At 69.4% G+C, this 24,698-nt stretch carries 24 protein-coding genes and 2 pseudogenes; 13 read left to right on the top strand and 13 right to left on the bottom strand.

Features of this window, described 5'->3' with window-relative positions; genetic code table 11:
- Positions 1-107: 107 nt before the first annotated feature.
- Positions 108-668 carry a hypothetical protein gene (locus ACFPZ3_RS62410; RefSeq protein WP_379523881.1) on the top strand — a complete coding sequence of 187 codons (561 nt, stop codon included), beginning with the start codon at positions 108-110 and terminating at the stop codon, positions 666-668.
- A 16-nt stretch (positions 669-684) separates the two neighbouring features.
- Here the strand turns inward: ACFPZ3_RS62410 and ACFPZ3_RS62405 are convergent, their stop codons facing one another.
- Positions 685-951 (bottom strand): PucR family transcriptional regulator, encoded by a 267-nt coding sequence (locus tag ACFPZ3_RS62405; RefSeq protein WP_379523880.1) that lies wholly within the window; start codon positions 949-951, stop codon positions 685-687.
- Positions 952-1,019: 68 nt separating this feature from the next.
- Between ACFPZ3_RS62405 and ACFPZ3_RS62400 the strand changes: the two are divergent.
- The 3 genes and pseudogenes from ACFPZ3_RS62400 to ACFPZ3_RS62390 all read left to right on the top strand — a co-directional run.
- A pseudogene (locus ACFPZ3_RS62400) lies at positions 1,020-1,421 on the top strand (acetamidase/formamidase family protein); the annotation flags it as partial.
- 28 nt (positions 1,422-1,449) lie between these two features.
- Positions 1,450-1,692 (top strand): annotated as a pseudogene (locus tag ACFPZ3_RS62395) (acetamidase/formamidase family protein); the annotation flags it as partial.
- Between the two features lie 90 nt (positions 1,693-1,782).
- Positions 1,783-3,009 (top strand): MFS transporter, encoded by a 1,227-nt coding sequence (locus tag ACFPZ3_RS62390; protein ID WP_379523879.1) that lies wholly within the window; start codon positions 1,783-1,785, stop codon positions 3,007-3,009.
- Between the two features lie 57 nt (positions 3,010-3,066).
- On the opposite strand, the gene ACFPZ3_RS62385 is transcribed toward ACFPZ3_RS62390, so the two are convergent.
- The 5 genes from ACFPZ3_RS62385 to hisD form a co-directional block, all read right to left on the bottom strand.
- The gene (locus tag ACFPZ3_RS62385) at positions 3,067-3,477 is read right to left on the bottom strand and encodes a hypothetical protein (RefSeq protein WP_379523878.1); all 411 of its coding nucleotides are present in this window, start codon (positions 3,475-3,477) and stop codon (positions 3,067-3,069) included.
- Between the two features lie 195 nt (positions 3,478-3,672).
- On the bottom strand, positions 3,673-4,428 hold the full coding sequence (locus ACFPZ3_RS62380) for a hypothetical protein (RefSeq protein WP_379523877.1): 756 nt from the start codon (positions 4,426-4,428) through the stop codon (positions 3,673-3,675).
- A gap of 78 nt (positions 4,429-4,506) precedes the next feature.
- A complete protein-coding gene (locus ACFPZ3_RS62375; RefSeq protein ID WP_379523876.1) occupies positions 4,507-5,826 on the bottom strand; it encodes an MFS transporter in 1,320 nt (439 codons plus the stop codon).
- Positions 5,827-5,854: 28 nt separating this feature from the next.
- On the bottom strand, positions 5,855-6,892 hold the full coding sequence (locus tag ACFPZ3_RS62370) for a phosphotriesterase family protein (protein WP_379523875.1): 1,038 nt from the start codon (positions 6,890-6,892) through the stop codon (positions 5,855-5,857).
- A gap of 15 nt (positions 6,893-6,907) precedes the next feature.
- Positions 6,908-8,197, bottom strand: a complete 1,290-nt coding sequence (gene hisD / locus ACFPZ3_RS62365; RefSeq protein WP_379523874.1) for a histidinol dehydrogenase — start codon at positions 8,195-8,197, stop codon at positions 6,908-6,910.
- Positions 8,198-8,318: 121 nt separating this feature from the next.
- On the opposite strand from hisD, the gene ACFPZ3_RS62360 reads away from it, so the two are divergent.
- On the top strand, positions 8,319-9,254 hold the full coding sequence (locus tag ACFPZ3_RS62360) for a LysR family transcriptional regulator (protein ID WP_379523873.1): 936 nt from the start codon (positions 8,319-8,321) through the stop codon (positions 9,252-9,254).
- Between the two features lie 214 nt (positions 9,255-9,468).
- On the opposite strand, the gene ACFPZ3_RS62355 is transcribed toward ACFPZ3_RS62360, so the two are convergent.
- On the bottom strand, positions 9,469-10,506 hold the full coding sequence (locus tag ACFPZ3_RS62355) for an ion channel (protein WP_379523872.1): 1,038 nt from the start codon (positions 10,504-10,506) through the stop codon (positions 9,469-9,471).
- A 237-nt stretch (positions 10,507-10,743) separates the two neighbouring features.
- Between ACFPZ3_RS62355 and ACFPZ3_RS62350 the strand changes: the two genes are divergently transcribed.
- Positions 10,744-11,433, top strand: a complete 690-nt coding sequence (locus tag ACFPZ3_RS62350) for an MFS transporter (RefSeq protein WP_379523871.1) — start codon at positions 10,744-10,746, stop codon at positions 11,431-11,433.
- A gap of 147 nt (positions 11,434-11,580) precedes the next feature.
- Here ACFPZ3_RS62350 and ACFPZ3_RS62345 read toward each other — a convergent pair whose 3' ends face one another.
- The 3 genes from ACFPZ3_RS62345 to ACFPZ3_RS62335 are packed head-to-tail and all read right to left on the bottom strand — an operon-like array spanning position 11,581 to position 13,198.
- Complete coding sequence (locus ACFPZ3_RS62345; protein WP_379523870.1) at positions 11,581-12,549, bottom strand: hypothetical protein; 969 nt, start codon at positions 12,547-12,549, stop codon at positions 11,581-11,583.
- Positions 12,546-12,860 (bottom strand): hypothetical protein, encoded by a 315-nt coding sequence (locus ACFPZ3_RS62340; protein WP_379523869.1) that lies wholly within the window; start codon positions 12,858-12,860, stop codon positions 12,546-12,548. Before ACFPZ3_RS62340 ends, ACFPZ3_RS62345 begins: the two co-directional genes overlap by 4 nt.
- A complete protein-coding gene (locus tag ACFPZ3_RS62335) occupies positions 12,857-13,198 on the bottom strand; it encodes a YbaB/EbfC family nucleoid-associated protein (protein ID WP_379523868.1) in 342 nt (113 codons plus the stop codon). Before ACFPZ3_RS62335 ends, ACFPZ3_RS62340 begins: the two co-directional genes overlap by 4 nt.
- 1,004 nt (positions 13,199-14,202) lie before the next feature.
- Here ACFPZ3_RS62335 and ACFPZ3_RS62330 point away from each other — a divergent pair.
- The 7 genes from ACFPZ3_RS62330 to ACFPZ3_RS62300 all read left to right on the top strand — a co-directional run bounded on the left by ACFPZ3_RS62330 (position 14,203) and on the right by ACFPZ3_RS62300 (position 22,001).
- Positions 14,203-15,111 carry a zinc-binding dehydrogenase gene (locus ACFPZ3_RS62330; RefSeq protein WP_379523867.1) on the top strand — a complete coding sequence of 303 codons (909 nt, stop codon included), beginning with the start codon at positions 14,203-14,205 and terminating at the stop codon, positions 15,109-15,111.
- 71 nt (positions 15,112-15,182) lie between these two features.
- Positions 15,183-16,100 carry an AraC family transcriptional regulator gene (locus tag ACFPZ3_RS62325; RefSeq protein ID WP_379523866.1) on the top strand — a complete coding sequence of 306 codons (918 nt, stop codon included), beginning with the start codon at positions 15,183-15,185 and terminating at the stop codon, positions 16,098-16,100.
- Positions 16,101-17,684: 1,584 nt separating this feature from the next.
- Entirely contained in the window at positions 17,685-19,244 is a 1,560-nt protein-coding gene (locus ACFPZ3_RS62320; RefSeq protein ID WP_379523865.1) for a sensor histidine kinase, read from the top strand.
- 70 nt (positions 19,245-19,314) lie between these two features.
- The gene (locus ACFPZ3_RS62315; RefSeq protein WP_379523864.1) at positions 19,315-19,749 is read left to right on the top strand and encodes a roadblock/LC7 domain-containing protein; all 435 of its coding nucleotides are present in this window, start codon (positions 19,315-19,317) and stop codon (positions 19,747-19,749) included.
- On the top strand, positions 19,746-20,147 hold the full coding sequence (locus ACFPZ3_RS62310) for a DUF742 domain-containing protein (protein WP_379523863.1): 402 nt from the start codon (positions 19,746-19,748) through the stop codon (positions 20,145-20,147). The genes ACFPZ3_RS62315 and ACFPZ3_RS62310 overlap by 4 nt, the downstream gene beginning before the upstream one ends.
- The gene (locus ACFPZ3_RS62305; protein ID WP_379523862.1) at positions 20,128-20,730 is read left to right on the top strand and encodes a GTP-binding protein; all 603 of its coding nucleotides are present in this window, start codon (positions 20,128-20,130) and stop codon (positions 20,728-20,730) included. The genes ACFPZ3_RS62310 and ACFPZ3_RS62305 overlap by 20 nt, the downstream gene beginning before the upstream one ends.
- Positions 20,727-22,001, top strand: coding sequence for a cytochrome P450 (locus tag ACFPZ3_RS62300; protein WP_379523861.1), 1,275 nt, complete (start codon positions 20,727-20,729; stop codon positions 21,999-22,001). Before ACFPZ3_RS62305 ends, ACFPZ3_RS62300 begins: the two co-directional genes overlap by 4 nt.
- Positions 22,002-22,043: 42 nt before the next feature.
- Here ACFPZ3_RS62300 and ACFPZ3_RS62295 read toward each other — a convergent pair whose 3' ends face one another.
- The 3 genes from ACFPZ3_RS62295 to ACFPZ3_RS62285 form a co-directional block, all read right to left on the bottom strand.
- Positions 22,044-23,261, bottom strand: a complete 1,218-nt coding sequence (locus ACFPZ3_RS62295) for a cytochrome P450 (RefSeq protein WP_379523860.1) — start codon at positions 23,259-23,261, stop codon at positions 22,044-22,046.
- A 298-nt stretch (positions 23,262-23,559) separates the two neighbouring features.
- Complete coding sequence (locus tag ACFPZ3_RS62290) at positions 23,560-24,369, bottom strand: HD domain-containing protein (RefSeq protein WP_379523859.1); 810 nt, start codon at positions 24,367-24,369, stop codon at positions 23,560-23,562.
- Positions 24,366-24,677, bottom strand: coding sequence for a PadR family transcriptional regulator (locus ACFPZ3_RS62285; protein ID WP_379523858.1), 312 nt, complete (start codon positions 24,675-24,677; stop codon positions 24,366-24,368). Before ACFPZ3_RS62285 ends, ACFPZ3_RS62290 begins: the two co-directional genes overlap by 4 nt.
- Positions 24,678-24,698 lie beyond the last annotated feature (21 nt).

The raw sequence follows: 24,698 nt of genomic DNA, 5'->3' as shown, positions 1-24,698 counted from the left end.
CACGCACCCGTTGTCGTGATCACGCCGCTGACAGCGTGAACAAGGCAATCGAGAACATCTCCAAGTTTCCATGCGTCCAAGCGACTATGAACTCAACTACCGAGCACGTGAGCCGTCACCGAGTCCGCCGGTTCGGAGCCTGGGCGAGCGCCGCCGCGCTGGGCGCCTCCCTGACGACGGTCCTGGGCGGCGGCATCGCCAACGCGGCCGTAGCGGAGAATGCCGGCCAGGCCGCCAACCGGCTGGACCGGGTCGACTGGGCGTCTGTGGTGGAGCCGGCGCTGCACTGCCCCAAGCCGGGGCGAAATGCCGCCTGGTACGTCGTGCGCGCCCGCGTCGCGGCCGTCGGCGACCTTACCCGTGACGGACGGCGTGAGACCGTCGTCGTGTCGTCGTGCCCGAGCCCGACGTCGAGCAATCCCCTGATCGCCTTTCTCTACGACGGAGCCGCCAAGCCCTCGGCCCCCCACCTGCTCGGAAAGCTCGGCAAGAACCGCTACTTCAAGTCCATGAAGGTCACGGTCCACGGCGGGCTCGTGCACCTGCGCGGCAAGGTGGTCAGCGACCGAGCCCCCAACTGCTGTCCGGATCTGATCGTCAGCCAGACCTACAAGTGGAAGGGCACGAGCCTGCGCATGACCGCGGAGAAGGCGACGCGCCTCTCCTGAGCGCCTGTGAGTCCGCTCACAGCCTGGGGCGGACCGCGAGGCTGCGATCCTTCAGCGCGAGGTGCAGGTGCGAGCGGACGAGTCCGTCGCCGAGGTCCACGCCGAGGATCTCGGCTATCCGGCCCAGCCGGTAGTACACCGTGGTCCTGTGCAGGTGCAGCAGCGCGGCCGTCCGCTGGGCGTCGCATCCCAGGTCGAGGTAGGCCTCCAGGGTCAGGATCCGGCCCGAACCGTCTGCCCGTTCCAGCGGGGTGAGCACGGGGTCGAGTTCGTGCGCCGCCATCCGCCGGAGTATGCGGTAGGGCCCCGCCTGGGACCACGGCAGGATCCGCGGCGGTCGCCCGCATTGGGATGGGCGAGGACGACATGCCCACGCTGGCGTCCTTCATCGCCCGCGCCCTGGACCCCGACGCCGTACCCGCCGCACTCGCGCCCGACCCGCGCAACGCGCTGCTGCGCGGTCTGGGCGAAGGGGCCGCGCAGGTCGCCGCCCGTACCCAGCCGCCGCGCGAGAACGGCGGCAACATGGACATCAACACGCTCGGCCCGGGAGCGGTCGTCTACTTCCCGGTCTTCGTGGAGGGCGCGCTGCTGTCGCTCGGCGATCACCATCTTTCCGCGGGCGATGGTGAGTGCAGCTTCAACGCCATGGAGATGGACGGCAGGACGTGGCTTCGGCTCAACGTGATCAAGGACGGTATGGCGCGCCACCGGATCACGACGCCGGTGGTGCGACCGGCCCCCCTGGGCGCGCGCTTCGGCCGGCCGCTACCTCGGCTTCAACGGCTTCTGCTTCAGCGGCGAGAAGCAGGGCTACCAGGACGCGAGCTTCGCCGCGCGCGAGGCGATGAGCCGGGCCGTGGACTACCTGATGGGGCTGGGCTACAGCGGGGAGCAGGCCTATGTGATCCTCAGTGTCGCGCCGGTGGAGTTCCGCATCAGCTGCATCGTGACGATCCCGAATCCGACCGTGACGCTCTATCTGCCGATCGACATCTTCGACGCCGACATCCTGCCCAGGTAAGCGCGCTTTCCGCCGCGACCGTACGAGCAGGCGGGTGGACGCCAAAAACGCGTTGCCGTATATCCGTGCGAAACGTATGGTTTTGCGCTCGTGATCACATTAGTGGAGCGAGTCCTGCCTGCCCGGCTGGGGACAGGATTCCGGCGGTTGCTGGCCTCGAGCTGGCTGACGAACCTCGGTGACGGGGTCGCGGCCGCCGCGGGCCCGCTGCTGATCGCGACGCTGACCCGAGATCCGCTGCTGATCTCGCTGTCGGCGCTGGTGGGCTGGGCGCCGCCGCTGCTGTTCAGCCTGTATGCCGGTGTGCTGTCGGATCGGCACGACCGGCGCAGGATCGTGCTCATCGCGAACGCGATGCGGGCCGTGGTGCTGGCCGCGCTCGTCACGCTCATGGTGACCGGCACAGTGACCGTGGCGACGGCGCTGGTGGCGCTCACGCTCCGGTCCATCACCGAGGTGTTCGCCGACAGCGCCACGTCCACGCTGACGCCCATGATGGTCAGCAGGGACGATCTCGTCATCGCCAACGCCCGCCTGGGCACGGGATTCATCACGCTCAATCAGCTCGCCGGACCGCCGATCGGCGCGGCACTGTTCGGCCTGGGCTTCACCTGGCCGTTCGCGGGCCAGCTTCTCCTGGTGGTGGCGGGAATCGTCCTGGTCTCCCGGATCACGTTGCCCCCGCACGGCCGGCAGGCCGACGATCTCAAGCCGAACATCGTACGGGAACTCGTCGCCGGGCTCAGCTGGACCATCCGGCACGCGGCGGTCCGCACGCTCGCGCTCACGATCCTGATCTTCAACTTCACGTTCGGCGCGGCCTGGTCGGTTCTCGTCCTCTACACCCAGGAGCAGCTCGGCCTCGGCGCCATGGGGTTCGGCCTGATGACCACCATCGGCGGGATCGGCGGCCTGATCGGCACCGGCCTGTACGGGGCCATCACCCGCAAGGTGAGCCTCGGCGCCCTGATGCGGATCGGGCTCATCATCGAGACCTTCACCCACCTGGGCCTGGCCCTGACCCATTCGCCGTGGGTCGCCGGGGGCATCTTCCTGGCCTTCGGCGCGCACGCCTTCATCTGGGGCACGACCTCGGTCACCGTCCGCCAGCGCGCGGTCCCGCGCGAGCTCCAGGGCCGGGTGGGCAGCGTCAACACCATCTGCGTCTACGCCGGTCTGGTGATCGGCTCACTGATCGGCGGTGTCCTGGCCACCCACTTCGGTGTCGCGGCGCCGTTCTGGTTCGCCTTCGCCGGCTCCGCGGTGTTCGTGGTGCTGCTGTGGCGGCAGCTCATGCTCATCTCCCACGACGGCTGAGCCGGAGGTCATAACTGGTATGGCCTCCGGCGGTTCGCCTGGCGATGCGCCTACTGATCAGAGTGCCAGCAGATCGAATCCGCCGTTGGCCAGGTGTCCCGTATTGGTGTCGTAGACGTGGACGGTGATGGTGTTGTTCTGCCCCGAGCAGGTCGCGGACGGGTTGCGGTAGGCGATGTGCGGCACTCGCCGCGGCTCACGTGGAGTGAGCAGGACGAGCGCGCTGGGCGCCTGCACGGAAGAGGCGAGCCGAACGCAGTACCGGCCGGTGGCCGCCCGCCAGGAGCTGACGACGTTCAGGCCCTTGTTCAGGCTGCCGTCGGAGTTGATGATGGCGGCGGCGGTGGCGGAGAACGTCGCCGCGCGCGTGTGCGCGCCCCGGATTTCAGCGTGCGCGGGAGAAACCGCTGCCGCGATGAGACCGGCGACTGTCAGTGCGAACGCGCCTGACACAGTACGACGAAGCATGATAATTCCTTTCGATCGCGCCCCTAACAGGAAGCAAGATTGAAAGTAAGTCCGAATCCGCCACGGCACCGTGCGCCACCCCGACACGGACAATCAAGAAACTTTGCGAGATCACATGTGAACCCGTGACCGTGACTGATACCGCGTTTAGCCCTCGTCGCCGCGACCGGCAAATTCATGAGGAAACGGTTGGCTTCACCCGGCGTGAGTCAGCCGGACATATCCGTACGGATTGAAGAACAGATCGTCCTCGTCATAGCGGTCGCATGTGCCGGTGCGCAGCACCCAGCGTGGTGCGTCCTCGGTCATCCGGAAGCCGGCGCCGTCCTCGATCTCCTCCGCGCGCGGATCGGTCAGGAGGTAGATCGCCAGCGTGTCCAGGTGCGCGACCAGCTCAGGCAGCTCGTCCTTCGCCGGAGGCTCCCCGCCGACCTCGATCTCCACCTCGGGCGCGCCGAGCAGGTGCATGCCGCAGCTGTAGAGCACCTGGCCGTCGTAGATCGGCCGTTTCACCCAGGCGGCGACGAGCGCGTCGGCCAGGTCCTCGTCCTCGGCGCCGGCCGCTCGATCGGCCAGCGCGAGCCAGCGGTCCCGGCCGTGCGCGATCCCGCTGCTCTCGTTCTTCACCGCCGCGGCGCCGGACCGCAGCAGAGCGGCCGTCGCCGCCAGCAGCCGCCGCGAAGTGTCGGCCGCCAGCTCCCGCATCATCGGCGCGGACAACAGGTAGCCGACGGTGTCGTGGGACTCCACCGCGGCCCGGTCCGCCTCGTCGAACGAGGCCGCCGCCAGGCCGGCCTCGAACGCCTCCGGCATCCGCGGGTCGGGTTCGGCCTCGGAGTATTCGCGGTCGAGGACGAACCCGCCGAAGCCGGCCGCGACCCGCTCCATCTCCGAAAGGCCCAGCCCGGAGGCGAGCACGCACAGCACATGCCGGGGAAACGCTTCACTCATCCCAGCACGTTATCGATCACGATCGACGCCTCGCGTCGATTCCCCGCTATCTCCCGATATATGGCGCGGATACCGCCATCATCGCCGGTGTCCGGCACTCACGCCGGACCGCCCTTCGACGCGCGTCTCGGGAGTCGTCGCCGCCACCGCGAGGGCCGCGAGGGCCACCACGACGAGGTAGTAGCCGGGCGCCACGGCGGTCCCGGTGATGTCGACCAGCCAGGTGCCCACGAACGGCGCCGTGCCACCGAAGAGGGCGAAGGCCACGTTGTAGCTGATGGCGGCGCCCGTCACGCGGGTCGCGGCGGGCAGCAACTCGACGAAGAAGGTGTAGCTGCCGCCACCGTAGGTGCACAGCGCCGCGGCCAGCAACAGCTGCCCGATCACCGCGGTGCCGAACGAGCCGCTGGTGACGAGCATGAACGCGGGCAGCCCCACGACCGCGACCGCCGCCGCGCCAATGATCAGCATCGGCTTGCGGCCGAACCTGTCGGACAACCGGCCGCCGATCGGCAGCAGAACAGAGAACGACAGCAGCGCCACGGCGTTGGCCGCCAGCGACTGCAGCAGGCTCATCCCGACGACGGTCTGCAGATAGGTGACGAAGTAGCCGACGAGGACGTAGAAGCCCAGACCGGACAGCGCCATGACGGCGAAGATCTGCCCCAGCCGGACGCCGTTGCCGCGCAGGCTGCCCCGCACCGGGCTGGCCTCGACCGCGTTGTCCCGCTGGAGCTCCTGGAACACCGGGCTTTCCTCGGTGCGGCGGCGGATGTAGATGCCGATCAGCGAGAGTGGCAGGGCCAGCAGGAAGGGGACGCGCCACCCCCACGAGGCGTAGGCCGTGTCCGACACCGCCTCGGAGATGGCCATGATGATGACCAGGGCGATCACGGACGTCGCGGCGGAGGCGGCGATCGTGATGCCGATCCACGTGCCGCGGCGTTCGAACGGCGCGTGTTCGAGCACGAACGACGGCGCGCCGACCGCCTCGCCACCCGCCGAGAAGCCCTGCGCCAGCCTGCACACCACGAGCAGGACGGGGGCGATGATCCCGGCCGCGGCGTGCGTGGGCAGCAGCCCGATGAGCGCGGTGGCCACGCCCATGCACAGGAGCGTGGCGTACAGGACGGTCCGCCGACCGGCCCGGTCGGCGAGCACTCCGAAGAACAGCCCGCCCAGCGGACGGGCGACGAACGCGACACCGTACGCGGCGAAGACCGACAGCAGGCCGGCGACCGGGTTCTCGCTGGGGAAGAAGGCCTTGGCGATGGCTACAGCCGAGAAGCCGTAGATGGCGAAGTCGTAGAACTCGACGAACTGGCCCGTGCCGGCACCGAGCAGCACACGCCGCTGGGCGGCGGTCGTGCCACCCGGGCTGATGAAGTCGCGGATCATGGAGGGGGTGAATCCTTTCGGCTGGCGATCAGCCCGCGAAGGCGAGCGCGTGAGCGGGGTTGGCCACGGTGATCTGCGCGATTTGGGCCTCGCTGACGGCCTTTCGCCGCATCAGCGGCAGGACGTGCTCCAGGATGTGGGCGTATCCTTCACCGCCGTAACGCACCAGGTTGGTCTTGTGGCAGATGTCCTGCGAGATGAGGATCTGAGACGCGTAGCCGCCGTCGATCAGATCCACGATGTGATCCACGCGGGTGGCGTCGTTCGGCATGTCGATCGGCGCCAGCGAGTAGTAGCTGGACTCCTGCCCGAAGAGGTCGAACGCGACGTAACACCCGCTGCTTGCGATGGCCCGCATCTCGGGCGCGGAGAACACGGTGCGTTCGACGTGGCTCATGATGACCCGAGCCGGGTCGACGTCCTCGGCTACCAAGATGTCGAGCGCCCGCCCCGGCGAGCGCGGATCGCGACCGGGATGGATCATCAGGGCCGCGCCGGTCTCCCTCTGTGCCGCGCACGCGGCCCGCAGCACCTTCTCCTCCTGAGGGTGCAGCGGGTGGCTGAGCCCGATCTCCCCGATGATCCCCGCCCTGATCGACGTGCCGCCCACGCCGGTACGGACGTCGGAGACGATCTCCGCGGCCAGGTCGTCCCGGTCCCTGGTCGTCACGTCGGCCGGGTGGTAGTCGCGGTAGTAGAAGCCGCAGCCCATGACGACGTGCACGCCGCTGCGCCGGGACACGGCGGCCAGCCCATGGGGATCGCGGCCGAGCCCGATGCTGGTGGCGTCCACGACGGCGCTCCCGCCCGCCTCCGCGTAGTGCCGTAGCTCGTCCACGGCCACGCCCACGCTGTCGAGACGGAGATCCTCGGAAGTGTGCCGGCGACGTACCCGGTAGTGGTTCTCCAGGGTGATCGGCGCGTTGTCGATCGCCCGCTCCCCGACCGTGGAGCGGGACGGGAGCGGCCGGGACAAGTCGCTCAGCAGGTGCTCGTGCGGCTGTGTGTGCCCGAGCGTGGCCGGGTCGATGTCACCGAGTACGGTACGGACGATGGTCTGCGACATGGATCCTCCAGCCGGTCAAGCCCAGGCCGGGCGATGTCCCCGGGGCTGGGCCCGCAGGTCGCCCGAGCGTGCGTGTCCCTCGAAGCGCTCGGCCCGGGCGGCACGGCCGCACAGTTCGCCGAGATAGGCGCTGGCGGCGTCGGTGGTCACCTCCTGGTAGGTGACGGTCTTGACGTACATGCCGACCCACAGCCCGCCCGTGTAGCGGGCGGCTCCCCTGGTGGGCAGCACGTGGTTGGTGCCGATGACCTTGTCGCCGAAGGAGACGCACGTCCGATCGCCGAGGAAGAGCGACCCGTAGTTGCGCAGCCGGTCCAGGGCCAGGCGCGGCTCCCTGGTCAGCACCTGGACGTGCTCGCTGGCGTACTCGTCCGCCACGGCGAACGCCTCCTCCAGGTCGTCCACCACGATGACCTCGCCGTGGTCCCGCCAGGCCGGCCCGGCCACGTCGCGGGTGGGCAGTTTCCCCAGCTGATCGTCCACCTCGCGCAGCGTCGCCTCGGCGAGGCCGGCCGAGGTCGTGACGAGGACCGCCGGCGAGTCGGGGCCGTGCTCGGCCTGGCTCAGCAGGTCCACCGCCACCACGAACGGGTCGGCGCTCTCGTCGGCCACGATCAGCACCTCTGTCGGCCCGGCGAACAGGTCGATGCCGACCTCTCCGAACAACTGGCGCTTCGCCTCGGCGACGTACGCGTTGCCGGGCCCCACCAACATGTCCACCCGCTGGATCGACTCCGTCCCGAGCGCCAGCGCCGCCACCGCCTGCACACCGCCCAGCAGGTAGATCTCATCGGCTCCCGCCAGGTGAATGGCGGCGATCGTGGCGTGCGGGAGGTCGCCGCCGGTGGCCGGCGTGCAGGCGGCCACCCTCGGCACACCGGCGACCTTGGCCGGCACGATCGTCATGTGCGCCGAGGCCAGCAGCGGATACCGGCCGCCCGGCACGTACGCGCCCACGGCCCCCACCGGGATGCACCGCTGCCCGAGCAGCACACCGGGCTGGGTCTCCTCCTCGAAGTCGCGCAGCGAGGCCCGTTGCCGCTCGGCGAACCCGCGCACGTTCGCCTGCACCTGTCTGATGTCGGCGAGGGTCTGCCGGTCCACGCGGCGCAGCGACTCCTCGATCTGCCGCTCGCTCAGCCGGAACTCCTCCGGCGCCCACTTGTCCAGCCGCTCGGAGTGGGCGCGGACCGCAGCATCCCCGTTCCGCCGCACGTCGTCGATGATCTCGGCGGCCACCGTACGGGGATCCACGCCCGCCGCCATGGAGACGCTCGCCGGCGCACCCTTGACTATCCTCCGCATGCCTCTCCTTTACCCGTAATGGCACCATTGCTGCTGGTCAGAGGTGATTTCCACGGAGTTTAGGGGCCGGCAAGCCATCGCACAACGGGGACGAATCCAGTCCGATCGATAGGGTTTCCCTATGACGTTGCAACAGCTGCAGGCGTTCCTGGAAGCACGCAGAGGTGGCTCGTTCACCGCCGCGGCCCGCAGCCTCCAGCTCACCCAGCCGTCCGTCTCGGAGCTGGTGCGCCGGCTGGAGGACGAGCTCGGCATGGAACTGTTCCGCAGAGTGGGCCGGGGCCTGGTCAGCACGCACGCGGGCGACGAGCTCGCGCCCTTCGCCGAGCGCGCCCTGGCCGCCGCCCATCAGGGCGCCACGGCCGTGCGCGCGCTGCGCGACCTGGAGGGCGGCACGGCGACCTTCGGCCTGTTGCGCAACGCGGAGTTCTACGCTCTGTCGGAGCTGGCCCTGCACTTCCACCGCCGCCACCCCTCGGTCCGGGTGCGGCTCGTGGGCCAGAACTCCGCCGAGACCGCCGCCGCCGTCCAGAGAGGCGAGATCGAGGCCGGGCTGGTGACGCTGCCGGTGGACAACGAGGGCCTGTCCGTGGCGCCGCTGGTGCGCGACGAGGTCGTTTACATCACCGCGGACGCCGGCCGCGCCGCCTGCCCGCGCACCGTCGCCGACGTGGCGGCCGCCCCCATGATCTTCTACGACGCCCACTACGGCGACACCGACCCGGCCCGCCGCCAGCTGGCCACCCGGGCCCGGCTCGCGGGCGTCACCGTCGAGCCCCTCATCGAGGTCGAGCATCTCGCCTCAGCCCTGACCCTGGTCCGGGCCGGCGTAGGTGACACCTTCGCGTGCCGGGCGGCGGTCGCCAGCCACACCTTCCCGGCCGGGCTGCACGTGACCTCTTTCGCCGAACCGATGTACGACACGATCGCGCTCGTCACCCGCCGTGGCCACACCCTGTCACCGGCCACGCTCGAACTCGCCCGGTTCGCCCAGCGAACGCTCCTGGACCACGCTCGCGGCCCGCACGGCACCACGACGATCGTTTCCCCGCGCTGACGGGCACCCGCTCATGGCGCATCCGCCCGCATCACCGGCCTGACCGGCGTGGCAGGGCAAAGCCGGCCAGGACGATCGGCTCAACCCCCGATCTCTCCCGGGCACTGGGCAAGCCTCCGGGGTCGGTTTTCACGGTGCTGAAGCATCATGGTGGCATCGCGCCGGCCGAGCGGGTGCGCTCTACACGCTCTTCGAATCACGGCACCAGGGGGCCCTAGGAAGAACCGTCGCGCAGGGCGCTCGCGATCTCCGCGGCGGCGAGGCGGCGGGAGCCGACGTAATAGAGCAAGGCCCCCGCAGGCAGTTCGGTTCCCCAGCCCGGGTTGACCGTCAGCACGTCGCCGGCCCGGGCGGCGAGCATCGTGGCGCCGTAGCGCCGGCCGAGCACGGTCTGGCAGCGGTCGACCAGCACCGGTCCCAGAGACTCCGGCAGCCGCACCGAGTAGGTGTCGGCACCGCCGTGGGTCATCAGCTGCGTGTAGATCTCGGTGATGCCGGGGTCCTTCAGCTCCTCGGTGATCATGTGCGCGTTGTGCCACTGGACACAGCGGACGGCCTCATCGAGGTAGCGGAGGTGCCGGACCCTGCTGAGGTCGCGCAACGCCACGACGAGATGGGCGCTGCCGGCGACGTGGTCGGCGGTGATCGCGACCGTCAGCGCCTCGTTGTCGTCGCGGACGTCGATCAGCACGCTGTACGCCCGATGGACCCCAGCCCTGCGCAGCACGCCCTCGTCGGCCAGGTCACCGCGGACGAACGCGACGTCGCGGTCCGACATCGGGTGCGTCGCCACGTCGTCCCACGCGCAGAGCACGAGGCGGCTCGAACCGTCGGCGAGCAACTCGTCCACCATCTGCTCGGTACGTCCCGGCGTGTAGCCGAGCAGCACGACGTGACCTGACATCTCCACGGTGACCACACCCCGCATCCTTCGTCCCTTCGCCTTCTCCAGTGACGTCGAGAGCCTGGCGAACACGGTCGTCAGCGTCGCGATGCCGCCGACGATGACGTACACGCCGACGGCATGGCCCGCCGCCGACTCCGGGTACAGGTCGCCGTAGCCGACGGTCGCGGCGGTGACCACGAAATACCACCAGTAATTGGCCGGGTCGGCGATCGCGCTGCCCGCCGGCTCCGCGAGGGCCATCAGCGGCCAACTGGTCACGAACACGAGGCTGAGGACGAGGACCGGCGTCCACCAGGTCCCCAGCAACGTGATCTGGGCCAGCAAGCGAGCCAGATAGAACTGCACGCTTCCCCCCGTCTGACACGCTCAGGTGCGGGACACTCTAGACAAAACCCATAAAGCAGCGCTACGAGACGTCTGGCCCTCGGCGCAGTCGGGCCCGACCTGCTGTATGGCCTCCGCATGGAGCGCCACCGTGTCCCGCTCGGAAATCCGGTTTCGTACTGTGAGCTGGGATTGCTGCGCGCTCGGAACGGCTGCTGCGACCATCCCAAGGTGTTGTCATCGCTTGTCCACCGGTTGGTGAGGGGCTTGTTCGGCCTGCTGGCGGTTCTGATCCGCGCTGATCTGCCGAAGGACGTTGAGCTGCTGGTGCTTCGTCACGAGAATCAGGTGCTCCGCCGTCAGCTCGGCGGCCGGCCGCGGTGGGATCACGCCGACCGGCTCTGGCTGGCGGCGTTGTCGCCGCCGCCGGTGGGCGGAGGTGTTCCCGGTCACCCCGGCGACGATCCTGCGTTGGCATCGTACCCTCGTGGTGCGGCGAGCTTCCTGGTCGGATGCCTGCCGACGTACGAGTCGATCGGCGTGGCCGCCCCCATCCTGCTGATCTGCCTGCGCATCCTCCAAGGACTCGGCGCGGGAGCCGAACAGGCGGGCGCGATGACGCTGGTCTCAGAGTTCGCCCCCCGGGCGCGCCGCGGAATGTTCGCCGCGCTGCCGTACGTCGGCATCCAGGGCGGCACGCTCCTCGGCGCCGGGATCTTCGCCGTGCTCAGCGCGCTCGACCAGGATCTCGTGCACAGCTGGCTGTGGCGCGTCCCGTTCCTGTTCAGCGTGGTGCTGATCGCCGTGGCGCTCGTGATCCGGCTGAAGATGCAGGAGAGCCCGGCGTTCAAGGCGATGGAGAGCAACCGGGAGCTGGCGGGGCGGTCACGAGCGGGCACCACGCCGATCTCCTGGCACGTGATGTCCTGCTCGAAAATTGTGATGTGACCGACCTCGACGACCAGCAATCCATCCGCCGGAAACCGGTAGTTCTCGGCATGATGGGCGAATACCTCCACACCGCGTGAGCTTGTCACTTCAAGTGACAAGCTCACGAATCCTGTAATTGAACCCCACAGGACGATAAGAACACGCTTAGCCGGGGGAGCCTTCCCGGCCGTCGTAGCGCTGGGCGAGCACCCGCAGGCGCTCGCCCAGCCGTTCGTGTTCGCCGGCCAGGCCGTCGGCCTCGAACCGGAGTTGGCGGAAGCGCGTGGCCTCTTCTCCACGCGTCACGGCGAGATTGTCGTCGATCTGGCGGCGGGCCACCCCGAGTCGCTCTCCCGCGTGGCCGACCAGCTCGGTCTGCTCGCGCAGGCCGTCGCGGGCAGCCACCATGGCCTCCCGGTCGGCGGGCGACAGAAAGGGATGCCGGTTCCAGTCGCCGGTGTAGCGGACGGTGTAGTCGCCCACGCTGTGCGGGTGGCGGGACTGCGCGGTGACGATCGCGTTCCTGATGCGGACGTGGCTCACCTCCAGGGTCCCGCGTGCCTGCTTGGCAGCGCGCTGCGCGGCCCCCAGTGAGCCGCGCACCGCGTCGAGGTGCAGCCGGACGATGTTCTCGGAGGCCGGCCCACCACCCAGGCGGGCCGACCCGCCCGACCGTGACGGTTGCTTCTTCAGCCGGTCGAACGCCTCGGCGATCTTACGCATGGCCAGCTGCATCTGGCCGTCGGTACGCAGGGCAGCGGCCTGCACGGCGGGCACCGACTGGGGAGCCACCTGGCGGGCGATGCCGGCGTAAGCGGCGTAGAACAGGTAGGCCGCCCCGCCCGCCGCCGCGACCAGCGCCGCCGCCTCGACTCCGCCGGACGCGATATCCATCCGCCGGCCCAGGTCAGCGGCCCGTGTGGCGGTGTCCGCCGTGTGCGCGCCGAACGCCTGCGCAGCCGGGCCGGCCTCGTCGCGGGCGGGCCGCTGGGCAATCGCCATCTCGGCCCCTCGGCCGCGATGGAAGCCCGCGCCCCGCGCCAGCAGCGTGAGATGGTCGTCAGCCGGCACGTCGCGCGGCTGCTCGACCGGCAGCAGGGGCGCGCCCATCGCGACCAGTGGGTCGTCGCTCATGCCAGCATCCGGCGCACGGCCTCGGCGCGCTGGATGCTGGCCAGCTCGACGTCGGCGTTGCTCCTGGCCATCACGATCTGCCCGTCGGCCGTCAGGCGGGTGCGACCGTGCAGGTCCTCGGACTCCTCCAGCATGTTCCGCATCAGCGCCTCCAGCGCGATCCCGACGTACGGCAGCAGCCCGGCGGCAGCCACAGCGGAGCCCAGCGACCGGTTGAACTCCTCGTGCTCCTCGGCCAGCACCTGCCCCGCGTGCCCAGACCTGGTCCGCCCGTCGTTGTTGTGCACTACGTAGTCCGGGATCTCGCTCACGGTCCCTCCAGTCGCCGCAGCAGATCGTCGAGTGAGGCGTTCATCTGGGAGAAGCGGCCCAGTGCCTCGGCCTCGAATTCGTCAAGCCGCTTCGCCATGGTCTCCGGCGCGAGGGCAGGTGGCAGGTCGTCCGCGGGCTCCCCGCCTCGCGCGAGCCGGTCCTGCTGCGCGGCCCGCACGGCGGCCAGCACCTGCTCCTCCAGTTCCTGGGAATCGAGCCGGAGCGCCCGCGGGGCGATGCGCACGCGCTCAAGCAGGCCGTCAGCGCCGACCGTGGCACCCACCAGCCCGCGGGCCGCCTCCCCGAAACCACGGAGACCCTCGTCCTCGGAAGCCATATACCTGCCTCAACAACCGCGATCTTTGTGGCAGATCCATGTATAGCACTCGGGCCGGGCGCTCGTCAGGCGGCAGCGCTCCCCCGGCTTCGCAGCCCAGCACCGAACGCGGCCAGGCACCACGACAGGAACTCCTCAACCGTCCCCATCGCCACTGCTCGATTGGATCTTGCACATGATCCGTCCAGTGAAATGATCTCCCAAGTGCGGCGGACGTCACGTTTTCGCCCGCACCCGCTCATCACTGATCGCCGGCCCCTGCCCCGATTCCCCCACTCCTGTGGTAGCACATGTCACAACCAGACTCCCATCACTCCTCATCGGACGCAGAGCCTTCGGCCTCGAAGTCGCCGCGGCGTCGTTGGCTGCCGCACTCGGCCCAGCCCTTCCCGCGGGCGCGACGGAGTTACGGCGATCGGCGACGCTGTTCGACGAGACGACGAGGAGGCGATCCAGGCCCTGCGCGCCAAGGGTGCCCGCCGCCTCGGAACCTGCGCCGCACCCCGTGAAAGGCAAGGAAGCGGCGTAGGAGACGGTCCGAGTAGGCGGCAGGGTACCGCAAGAGCGGAGGCGGTCGATTGTCCGGGAACACGCCGCTGGCGGTCGAGGACACCATCAAACGCCCACCGGCAGCGGCGATACTTCTGGCCCGCTCCCGCCACGTCTCTGTCCGCTCCCTGGAGCGGTACGCCCGCCCCGGCGTCGATGCGGTCGCCCGGCACGTCGCCGAACGCGACCCCGCGGCCGGAAGCGCTGACGCCTCAAGATCATGGCACTGTCGGGCAGGCCCTCGCCCGTCACAGCGTCATTCATCGGATGGGTGCGAGGGCGACACGCCGCGAGTCGCGCTGACACAGATCGTCAACTTATTGATTCTCGCGGGACTGGGTCGCCGTTCCGGTCCTGCGTAGGGTTCCAAGAAGGCGGCAGTGCGGCATTCGCGCACTTCATCCGCTGCCGCGCCGGGTGTTCCGGCGTATTCACAAGAGAAGGAAGCACACCATATGCGCGCCCTTGTGGTCGCTCACGGCGACGCCGGGCCCATCCGGTTCGCCGATGTCGATGAGCCCGTACCGTCCGCCGGTGAGGCGTTGGTGGAGATACGGCACATCGGTCTCAACTTCGGAGAGCTGAATTACGTGCACCAGTGGCCGGCCGGCGCCGTGCACGGTCACGACGCGGCAGGCGTCGTGGTGCGCGCCGCATCCGACGGCTCGGGGCCGCCCGAAGGTACGCGCGTCTCAGTGGGAATGGCTCCCCACGCGTGGGCGCAGCGGGCGGCAGTCAGCTCCGCCTCGCTCGGCACCGTCCCCGAGGGCGTGGACCTGGCCGACGCCGCCGCGCTGGGGATCGCCGGAGTCACCGCACTCCGGGTGCTGCGCAAGCGTTCCCTGCTGGCGCGCAACGTCCTGGTCACCGGCGCCAGCGGGGGCGTGGGGCACTTCGCCGTCCAGCTGGCGGCGTTGGCGGGCGCCCGGGTGACGGCACTCGTCGGTTCCCCGGACCGGGCCGCCGGACTCCGCGAACTCGGCGCGGACGAGGTCCTGACCGACCTGGCCGAGACCGAGAACCGGTTCGACCTCGTCCTGGACACGGTCGGCGGGCCGCTGGTGGCCCAGGCGTGGAGTTCCCTCGCCGAGGGCGGCACCATCCACCTGGTCGGTTACTCCTCGGGGCAGGAGACCACGTTCCCGTCCGGGGCCTTGTTCGGCTTCGGCGAACCCCGCAGCATCGCCACCTACGGCGACATGGCGCCGACCAGCGGGGAGCTGACGGACCTGCTGGGCCTTATGGCCGCCGGGAGGCTCTCGGCACCGGTCGGGCTGCGAGGCGACTGGCAGGACGTGGACGACGCCGTCCAGGCGCTGTTCGCGCGGAAGGTGCACGGAAAGGTCGTTCTTGACGTGGCCTGAAGCTGTGAACGAGGGCACGTGCGCCGCCGCCCGCCAGTGGGCGGCCGGCGGCGGTGGACGAGAATGGACCCATGGATGTGCTGGCGGAGGTCTTGCGTGTTTCGGGTGCGCGTGGGGCGCTCGGGGTCATGCTGAAGGCCGGAGGAACCTGGGGCCTGTGGCTGGACTCCTATCCGGGAGCGGCACTGCACGTGGTGTCCCGCGGCACGATGTGGCTCCGCGTCACAGGCGAGAAACCGATTCAGGTGCAGGCCGGAGACGCCGTCCTGATGCCGCCGGGCACCGCACACGGGATATCCGGCGGCGCCGGCGTGACGATGGGTTCCTGCGACCGTGAGGCGGCGGCCCGGGCTTTTGCTGATGGCCGAGCCCTGCGGCTGGGCTCGGCGCCGGTGCGGACGGAAGTGATCGTCCTGCACTATGAGCAGGACACGGAGGTGAGCACACCGGTGCTTACCTCCCTCGCCCGGCCGATGCACGTCACAGCCCGCCAGAACGCGCAGCTCAGAAGGACCGTCGAACTTCTCGCTGCAGAGCTCGCACAGCCGCAGATCGGCACCACCGCCGCCGTCAACAGCATCGTCGACCTTCTGCTCGTCCAGTTCGTACGCGCCTGGCTGGCCCGCCACCCGGAGGAGCAGTCCGGCTCATGGCTGGGCGCGATGCGTGATCCGGTCGTGCGCGACGCCCTGGCGTGTGTCCACGCCCAACCGGGACACCCCTGGACCACGGAGACCCTGGCCGCCGCGACGAGCGTCTCCCGGGCGACGCTGTCCAGGCGTTTCCGGTCCGCTCTCGGGCAGACGCCGGGCGCGTACGTGACACGGTGGCGCATCGACCTGGCGTCCATCCGGCTCCGCGATACCGATGAGCCGGTCGAGTCGATCTCCGGCGCGGTCGGCTACGCCTCTCCGCACGCCTTCAGCCGTGCCTTCCGACGGGCCCGAGGCATGGCCCCGGGCGAGTACCGTTCCCGACTTCGCCAGTGATCGCAGGCAGGCGATCACTGGCGGCAATGGCAAGGGCTCACGTCGAACAGAGCGGTGAACTTGCTGTCCCGGTACTCTGATCAGGAATCGGAAGTCACCGATTCGATTGCCCAGGTCGAGCATCAGGTTACGGGCTTGCTGGGCGACCCAGCCGGCGGTTGGGTTCGCCGTGACCCCCAGCACGTGCACCCGCCGCGTGGCGTGCTCGGCCACAGCGAAGCAGTACAGCCGCGCGAGCATGACCGTCTCCACGCTGAAGAAGTCGCGGGCAAGAATCCCGGACGCCTGAGTCTTGAGGAACTGAGCCCAGGTCGGACCGCCGCGCCGAGGCGCTGGATCGAAGCCCGCCCTCTTCAAGATCGCCCACACGGTGGCGGGGACACCCTCCGGCCCAGACCGGCGATCTGCCCAGCGATGCGCCGATATCCCCAGTCCGGATTCTCGGCGGCCAGGCGCAGCACCAGGGCGCGAATGGCAGGTCGGATCGATGGCCGTCCCGGCCCATTCTTGGAGTAGGTCCAACGTCGCTTCACCAGGTCGGCGTGCCAGCTCAGGAGCGTCCGCGGTGTGACGAACAGGTGACATCGACGGCATCGAGGAAGGAGCCGCGCAAGCGCGGAGAGGATCGCCCGGTCCGCCCAGGACGGCCGGGGAGCAGCGACCTGACGGCGGAGCACAGCCAATTGATGCCGCAACACCAGGATCTCTACGTCTTTGGACGCCTGTGATCGGGCGAGCAGCGCAATCCAGCCGGATGCTCGTTAGACAATCAGGTACAGCAGCCGCGGAGCCATCCCACGATCCTGCCGGAGCTGGGCCCATCGAACACAGCATCTCGCTCGGCCGGCGCAGCCAGCAGTTCCTCACGACTCCAACTCGCGGGATCGGGGGCCACCAGCTCACCCGTCCCAAGATCCCTGTATTCAGCGGAAACCGGCGCGTCTATCCCAAACCAACCCTCACTCAGCGGCAGGCGGGAATGGATACGACTCAAGCCGTCAACCTCCTTCGGCGCCACCGGCCATGAATCACTTCCTTCGTCGATTCCTCCACGCCTATCCGTGGCGCACACCCTCTATTCGTCAGCCGAGGCGGGGTCTCCGCAACGCCGGCGCCTGGTCCACATGACGCCTGCCGCTTACCTCGGTAGACCGCCCGGATCAGCCACGCTGCCTTCCTTTAGATCAACATCCGGTGGCTGGCCGCTCATGGGCGAGGAAGGCTGATGTCCGTGCTCCTGGATGTCGGCGATCAGCGGATGGAAGCTGAGGGAGCGATCTCTATTTACGATTACAAATAACATATGTCAACTCATGTCCTTGAATGCAGAAATTGTCCAGCTTGTCGGAATTGGGACGACCTCGCTAGCGACATTTTCGAATGGCCGTCACTGTCATCACGAGAATGCCGCAAGTGCATTCCTTGGCATTTGATGTGATGCTACGGTTTGGACTTGATTCCGGCCGGACAGTCACACCGGGACGCGCTCCCTGACATTTGCTTGCCATCTCCCATATCAGCATGAGGATCTGATTGATGTCAGCACATGCCCCTCAACGCTCGCGGTCACCCGTAAAACGAGCATTGCTCTTCTTCGCCGTCGCAGCGCTGGTCCTGGGCGGCGTCTGCGTGTGGCTCGTCGCGCAGATCTCCCCAGCGGAAAGGGCCGCGGCCGGCGTCGGCGGTATGGCGGCCCTCGCGGCCGCGGCGATCGGCGTCGCCGCCTTTCACGCGACGGCCGCTCGCCTCGCACGCCAGCGCACGCGCCAGGTCGAGACCTCGGCGGAGCTCCTGGAGCAGGAGGTGCGATGGCTGGCCGAGGACCTGCTGCCGGCACTCGGGCGCCGCCTTCACCACGGCGCCACCGTCCCCGACGCGCTGGCCACGGTGGCGCAGCCGTCCCATCCGGTCGCTCAGCGGTTGCGGCAGGTTTTCGGGCAGGCGCTGGAGACGGAGAGGCGTACGCGGGCGGAGGCGGTGACCGCCTGTTCGGCCATGGACAGCGAGCTGCGCCGGCTGGCCGAGCAGCAGCTTCCAATTCTGGTCAAAGGTGTGCGCGCGGGGCAGGGTGCGACGGACCTCGCGCTGGCGGAGGTGATGCGGCCGAGCCAGCCGTCCGTACGACACCTGTGGGCACAGATCACACGTGAGCTGGAGAGCGGCAACCGCCAGGGGGCGGCCGCCATGGCGGCCTGCGCGGACGCCGCCGCCCGCATCCAGGCCCAGGTGACCAGCCTGCTCGGCTGGCTGCGGGAGCTGCAGGACGCCTGCGGAGAGCAGGAGGAGATCTTCGGGCAGCTGCTGGAGGCCGACCACCGCGTCTCGCAGATGGGCCGGATCGCGGACAACATCGCGCTGCTGAGCGGCGGGCGTTCCGGCCGCCGCTGGACCAAGCCCATCGTGATGGAGAGCGTACTGCGGGGCGCGATCGGCCGCATCGGCGCCTACCGGCGCGTCCAGCTGCACTGCGCCAGCACCGCCGCGATCGCCGGGTACGCCGCCGAGGGCGTCATGCACGCCCTGGCCGAACTGGTCGACAACGCCACCAAGTTCTCCGCCGACAACACGAGAGTGCACCTCTACGTGGAGGACGAGGACGCCGGCCTGGTGGTCACCGTCGAGGACAGCGGCCTGGGCATGCGCTCCCGCGAGCGCCGCCTGGCGGAGACGTTGATCAGCCGGCCGCTGGATCTGACCATGTTGCCCGGCACCCGCCTGGGGCTGGCCGCGGTGGGGCGGCTCTGTGGCAAGTACGGCCTGACGGTCAGCCTCCGGCCTTCCGCGCGTGGCGGCATCGGTGTCGTGCTGCTGATCCCCCGCCAGCTGATCATGTATCCGCGGGTGGAGGAACCGCCGGCCGACCAGGCTCCACCGCGGCCGCGCGCCGACGCCGTGACGACGGTCGTTCCCCGGCACGACTCGGCCTCCGGTGACATCGAGCAGGCCGCGCTGCCGAAGCGGCCTCGCGGGCAGACGCTGCTGGCGGCCTCGCAACCGCCCGCGGCGGCTGTGAAGGCGCCGGGACCGCGGACACGGGACGGCGCCGCGGAGCGGCTGGCGGCGTTCCGGCAGGCGAGCAGCGTCCACCCGGATGCGGGAGCACCATCCCAGGACTCCCCGCCTCCGCACGAGGACGGCCGGTAGGACGCCGTCCCGCAGTAGATCCGATCGCCGATGGGAGGCAAGGGGTGACAAGGTGCGCCCCGTCGTTTCGATGAACCCCACGCATGCAGTGAGCGCCGCTGACCGTGATCTCGGTTGGCTGCTGAACAACCTGCGCGGCAATACGCCGGGAGTCGTGCACGTGCTGGTGTTGTCCCGGGACGGGCTGAAGATGTGCTGGGCCTCCGGCCTGCATGCCGACAAGGCCGACCAGCTCGCGGCCATCACCGCCGGAATCCAGAGCCTGGCGCTGGCCGCCTCGGGCGAGTTCGGCGATCGCACCGGATCAGGCCAGGCCATGGTGGAGTTCGGCGGCGGGCTGCTGCTGATGGTGCCGGCCGGTGAAGGCGCGCATCTGGCCGTGGTGGCCGATGAGGACGCCGACGTCGGGACCGTCGCGCACAACATGAACGAGTTGGTGGAACAGATCGGAGCGTTCCTCACCGCGCCGCCGCGTACAACCGACCAGTACGACACCCTGCCATGATCGGAGAGCCGGCTCCTCACCGGAACAACCCGCAGCCGCGCGGCGACGGCCGGCGGCCACTGGACCGGGAGAACCCGGACCGGCTCTACACCGTCACGGGTGGACGTTCCCGCGCCGGCGACCGGACCTTCGACACGGTCACGCTCATCGTCGCCGAGAGCGATCCCCAGCCGGGACAGCAGTCCGAGCACGCGCGGATCCTGCGGATGACCCGGCGGCCGCTGTCCGTGGTGGAGATCTCCGCGCGACTGCGGCTGCCCGTCAGCGTGGTGAAGATCCTGCTGTGCGATCTGCTGGACAGCGGTCACATCACCGCCCGCCACCCCGTGCCCACGCGAGCGTCCCTCCCTGACCTCGAAACTCTGGAGAAGGTGCTCATTGGACTTCGCAACCTCTGACCACACGCCGTTGCCGGCGACCGCCACCGATGCGTTGAAGATCGTGGTCGTGGGCGGGTTCGGCGTGGGCAAGACCACCATGGTGAGCGCTGTCAGCGAAATCCGGCCGCTGAGCACCGAAGAGGTCATGACGCAGGTCGCGGCGGGGGTCGACGACATCAGCCGGGTGGTCGCCAAGCGCACCACCACGGTGGCCTTCGACTTCGGCCGGATCACACTGGACGAGCGCCGGGTGCTCTACCTGTTCGGCGCCCCCGGCCAGGAACGCTTCTGGTTCGTGTGGGATCAGCTGTTCGCCGGCAGCCTGGGAGCGGTCGTGCTGGTCGACACCCGCCGCCTCGAAGACTCCTGGTACTCCATCGACCGGCTGGAGCACCATCGCACCCCGTTCGTCGTCGCCGTCAACCGTTTCGGCCACGGGCCAGAACTCGGCCGCATCGGTGACGCGCTGTCGCTGCCGCCGCAGGTGCCGCTGCTGGACTGCGACGCCCGCGACCGCGACTCGTGCAAACGCGTGCTGATCGCCCTCGTCGAGCACGTCGTGAGCGTGCATACCGTCCTGCTCAGGGAGAAGACCTCGTGACCGACGTTTCCCCCGCATCCGAGCACGCCCTGTCGCCGGATGCGCGCTGTCCCTCCCCTGCCGACGCCATCCGCTTCTACGGCCCCCAGATCGCCGAAGATCCGCCTTCGCTGTACGCGCTGATGCGACGGCGAGGACCCGTCGTGCCCATCCTGCTGGATGGCGATGTGCCCGCCTGGTTCGTCCTGGGCTATCGCGAGGTGCATCACATCACCGCCAACCCCCAATGGTTCGCCCGCGACTGCCGCCGCTGGAACCTCTACGACCAGCTGCCGGCCGACTGGCCGCTGCTGCCGTACGTCGGCTGGACGCCGTCGGTGATGTTCGCCGAGGGAGCGGAGCACCTGCGGCGGGCCGGAGCGATCGGCGACGCGCTGGACGCGCTCAACCGCACCGAGCTGGCCGCCACCTGCGCGCAGATCGCCGACCGGGTGATCGACGCCTTCGCCGGCGACGGACACGCCGACCTGCTCACCCAGTACGCCTACCAGATCCCGGCGCGGGTCATGGCCAGGCTGTTCGGCCTGCCGGAGGCCGACATCCCCGCGCTGGTCAACGACGTCTTCGACTCGCTCGACGTCGACGACAACGCCGCCCAGGCGCATCAGCGGCTGCACGCCAGGATGCGGCAGCTGGTGGCCGACAAACACGCCCATCCCGGCTCTGACGTGCCCTCCAGGCTGCTGGCCCACTCCGCGCGGCTCGTCGACGACGAGATCGTCATCGATCTGCTGGTGGTGATGGCCGCCGCCCAGGCGCCCACCGGCAACTGGATCGGCAACGCGCTGCGGCTGATGCTCGTCGACGACGACTTCTCCGTCACGCTGCAGGGCGGCCGCAGCAGCGCCGCCGAGGCGCTGAACGAGGTGTTGTGGAAGGACACCCCCACGCAGAACTTCATCGGTCGCTGGGCGGTACAGGACTGCCATCTGGGCGGACGGCTCATCCGCAAGGGTGACCTGCTGGTTCTCGGGTTCGCCGCGGCCAACACCGACCCGCAGGTCCTGCCGCGCTCCCACAGCGGCAGCGGCGCCAACCGCGCTCACATGTCCTTCGGGCACGGCGAGCACGGATGCCCCTTCCCGGCACCCGAACTCGCCGAGACCATCGCCAAGACGGCGGTGGAGGTGCTGATCGACCGGCTTCCCGACGTGGCGCTGGCCCTGCCGGTCTCGACGCTGCGCTGGCGGCCGTCGGTGTGGATGCGCGGCCTGTACGAGCTGCCGGTTGCGTTCACGCCCACGCTTCCGCTCAACCGGCCCGCCACCTGATCACCGCCGGGCCGCGGAGCCACTCCCCCGCCCCGGGCGCCGTCACCGCGCGGGGGTGAAGGACACCGGCAACGCGTCGGGGCCGCGGGTGAAGACGCCCTTCTCCCGTGGGAGGAACCCTTCGAGCAGCCGCAGGTTCGGCATGGCGTCCAAGAGCTGGTTGACGGCCACGTCGACCTCGGTCCTGGCCAGCAGGGCGCCCACGCAGAAGTGCCGGCCCAGCGCGAAGGCCAGATGCCCCGCGGCGGCGGAGAAGGAGGTCGACTCCTTCAGTTCGGCGCGGAAGATGTCGAAGGTGCCGGGGTCGGCGTAGCGCCGCTCGTCCCGGTTGGCGGCGGCGATCAGGCAGGTGACGGTGCTGCCCGCGGGCACCACCCCGCCGCTCAGCTTCACGTCCTCGGCCGGCTGTCGCATGATCATGTGCACCGGCGGGGTGAGGCGCAGCGTCTCGGCGAACGCGCGCGGGATCAGGCTCCGGTCCTGGCGCACCGCCTCCAGTTGGCCGGGATGCCGCAGCAGGTTGGCGAACAGGCTGGCGATGCCCTTGTCGGTCGTCTCCCCGCCCGCGGTCAGCAGCAGGCTGCAGAACGCCTTGATGTCCTCATCGCTCATCCGCGTGCCGTCGATCTCCGCCCGGCACAGCGCCGACAGCAGATCGTCGCCGAGCTCGGCACGGCGGCGCCGGATGATGGGGATCATGTAGGCGGCGAACTCCTCACGGGTACGCAGCCCGCGCCCGGTGACCTCGGGGTCCTGGCTCAGGTTGCCGAGGAAGGCGATGATGGCGGTGTACCAGGAGTGGAAGCGGGCGTGATCGGCCGTGTCCAGGCCGAGCATGTCGACGATGACGTTGATCGGGAAGCGGGTGGCGAACTGCGTCACCAGGTCCACCTGCCCGGCGTGCCGGAAGGCGTCGATGAGTTCGCGGCAGTTGCGCTCGATCACCGGCAGGAACTTCTCCTGCAGCTCGCCGCCGCGGAAGGCCGGGGCCACCAGCGCCCGTCTCACCGCGTGCTCGCGCCCGCTCATCTGCAGGAACGTACGGCCGTGGACGGGTTCCAGTTGCCAGTCATAGTTGGCGGTGGTGAACACCTCGTCCTTGAAGGCGCGCTCGACGTCGTCGTATCGGGAGATGATGTAGCTTCGCGTGCCTTCATGCCAGATGAGCGGCGCCTCGTTGCGCATGACGCGATAGGCCGAATAGGGATCGGCGGCGAAGGCGTCGGAAAGAATGTCAGGTGTGTTCACAGCCGCGGCCATAACACTCCTCGCTCCGTGACGAGTACCAGCGGATCGCTTTCACACTAAATCGCCGCCCTCTGCCGATCCAGCCCGGCCGCTGTACCCCTCAATCACGCAACTGTTGCCAAACATCGCAAAACAGCTATTTCAGAATTGATTATGAATTGCGGCCTTTGCGCTCCAGGCGCAGCCGCGATGAACAGGGCAGACGGGGCTCGGCTCGTGGCGATGACGGGACGTTCGCACGTGCCCGGGCGAGCCGCATGCCGCCGGCGCGATGCCGGAAAAGTCGGCGTTCCAGGTCAGATCCAGCCCCTCAGGTGCACTCGTCTGGTTGATCGAGTCCGAGCTTGGCACGCAGGCGGGTGACGCCGGCGTGGAGAATGGGAGGCACGGTGATCACGATGACCGCGGCGTCGCCGAGGCTGTGCGATGCGGCCTCCACGATCATCCAGCCGAGCAGCACGGTCAGCGGGGTCCAGGTGCGCAGGTCCGTACATAGGATCCAGCGGAGAACGGCCAGGAGATGGCCGATCAGGCCAGACCGTGCCGGCCGGCGCAGGGTCAGAGCCAGCGCGGGCATGCCGAGGGCCAGCCTGAACGCGAAGCGGGTGCGGGCCCGCCGGTCCCGCAGCACGTCGAGCTCGCCGAGCCATTCGTCCAGATAGCTCGCTCTGACCGCCGCCGGGAGAAGCAGCGCGCCGAGGACGAGCACCCGGAACGTCGCACCGGTGTCCCGGGGCAGGTGGGTCAGGCGGCCGCGGGCGATCGACACGAGTTCGTCCGCGACGGCCGGCAGGCCGTCGCTGTAGTCGAGCTCGGTCATGCTCTGGACCAGCGTGGTGATCTCGTCGCCGAACTCCGCGCGGAGTTGTGCGGCGTCGCATTCGGTGTCCCTCATAACGTCGTGGAGCAGGGCGGCGCAGACAGTGGCACAGTCCAGGCCGACGTCGAGCACGATCTCCGCCACGGCGACGGGGTGGGTGATGTACGGGTCGCCACTCTTGCGCACCTGGCCCGCATGACAACGGTCGGCGAACTCGTAAGCACGCTGGATCCTGTCACGCTCCGCGGCCGTCAGGTCGGCGGGCAGCCGGGCCAGCAGCGGCTCCAGCAGGCCGGTCATGACGTCGCCGTCCGAAGGTTCACGGCCGGTCCGCGGGACCGCTCGGCTCGCTCGAGGGCGGCGCGAGCCCGGAGCGCGCCCTGCTCGGTCAGCGTGTAGTAGTACCGGGCGCGACGCCCCTGGGCCAGATGTTCGGCCGCGGACTCCTTACGGCGCTCGATCCAACCGAATTCACGCTCCAGCCGGGCCAGGATCGGATAGATGGTGCCGCTGGGCTGGCAGGTCTTCTCGCACAGTTCCAACCCGTAGCGGCGCCTGGCCGGGTCGGACAACATCTCTCGCAGCACGAGCATCGTCTGCAGGGTCATCCGCGGACCATCCATATGTAG

This window comes from Nonomuraea insulae, assembly GCF_042656245.1.
This window is presented reverse-complemented; position numbering and strand designations above follow the sequence as displayed.

What these genes read in the sequence shown, in the direction of transcription:
- ACFPZ3_RS62370 (WP_379523875.1), bottom strand. Translation starts at nt 6,892, where the DNA reads ATGTCGCAGACCATCGTCCGTACCGTACTCGGTGACATCGACCCGGCC.
- ACFPZ3_RS62345 (WP_379523870.1), bottom strand. Translation starts at nt 12,549, where the DNA reads ATGAGCGACGACCCACTGGTCGCGATGGGCGCGCCCCTGCTGCCGGTC.
- hisD (WP_379523874.1), bottom strand. Translation starts at nt 8,197, where the DNA reads ATGCGGAGGATAGTCAAGGGTGCGCCGGCGAGCGTCTCCATGGCGGCG.
- ACFPZ3_RS62375 (WP_379523876.1), bottom strand. Translation starts at nt 5,826, where the DNA reads ATGATCCGCGACTTCATCAGCCCGGGTGGCACGACCGCCGCCCAGCGG.
- ACFPZ3_RS62380 (WP_379523877.1), bottom strand. Translation starts at nt 4,428, where the DNA reads ATGAGTGAAGCGTTTCCCCGGCATGTGCTGTGCGTGCTCGCCTCCGGG.
- ACFPZ3_RS62290 (WP_379523859.1), bottom strand. Translation starts at nt 24,369, where the DNA reads ATGACCGGCCTGCTGGAGCCGCTGCTGGCCCGGCTGCCCGCCGACCTG.
- ACFPZ3_RS62315 (WP_379523864.1), top strand. Translation starts at nt 19,315, where the DNA reads ATGAACCCCACGCATGCAGTGAGCGCCGCTGACCGTGATCTCGGTTGG.
- ACFPZ3_RS62385 (WP_379523878.1), bottom strand. Translation starts at nt 3,477, where the DNA reads ATGCTTCGTCGTACTGTGTCAGGCGCGTTCGCACTGACAGTCGCCGGT.
- ACFPZ3_RS62295 (WP_379523860.1), bottom strand. Translation starts at nt 23,261, where the DNA reads ATGGCCGCGGCTGTGAACACACCTGACATTCTTTCCGACGCCTTCGCC.
- ACFPZ3_RS62330 (WP_379523867.1), top strand. Translation starts at nt 14,203, where the DNA reads ATGCGCGCCCTTGTGGTCGCTCACGGCGACGCCGGGCCCATCCGGTTC.
- ACFPZ3_RS62310 (WP_379523863.1), top strand. Translation starts at nt 19,746, where the DNA reads ATGATCGGAGAGCCGGCTCCTCACCGGAACAACCCGCAGCCGCGCGGC.
- ACFPZ3_RS62405 (WP_379523880.1), bottom strand. Translation starts at nt 951, where the DNA reads ATGGCGGCGCACGAACTCGACCCCGTGCTCACCCCGCTGGAACGGGCA.
- ACFPZ3_RS62360 (WP_379523873.1), top strand. Translation starts at nt 8,319, where the DNA reads ATGACGTTGCAACAGCTGCAGGCGTTCCTGGAAGCACGCAGAGGTGGC.
- ACFPZ3_RS62335 (WP_379523868.1), bottom strand. Translation starts at nt 13,198, where the DNA reads ATGGCTTCCGAGGACGAGGGTCTCCGTGGTTTCGGGGAGGCGGCCCGC.
- ACFPZ3_RS62325 (WP_379523866.1), top strand. Translation starts at nt 15,183, where the DNA reads ATGGATGTGCTGGCGGAGGTCTTGCGTGTTTCGGGTGCGCGTGGGGCG.
- ACFPZ3_RS62285 (WP_379523858.1), bottom strand. Translation starts at nt 24,677, where the DNA reads ATGACCCTGCAGACGATGCTCGTGCTGCGAGAGATGTTGTCCGACCCG.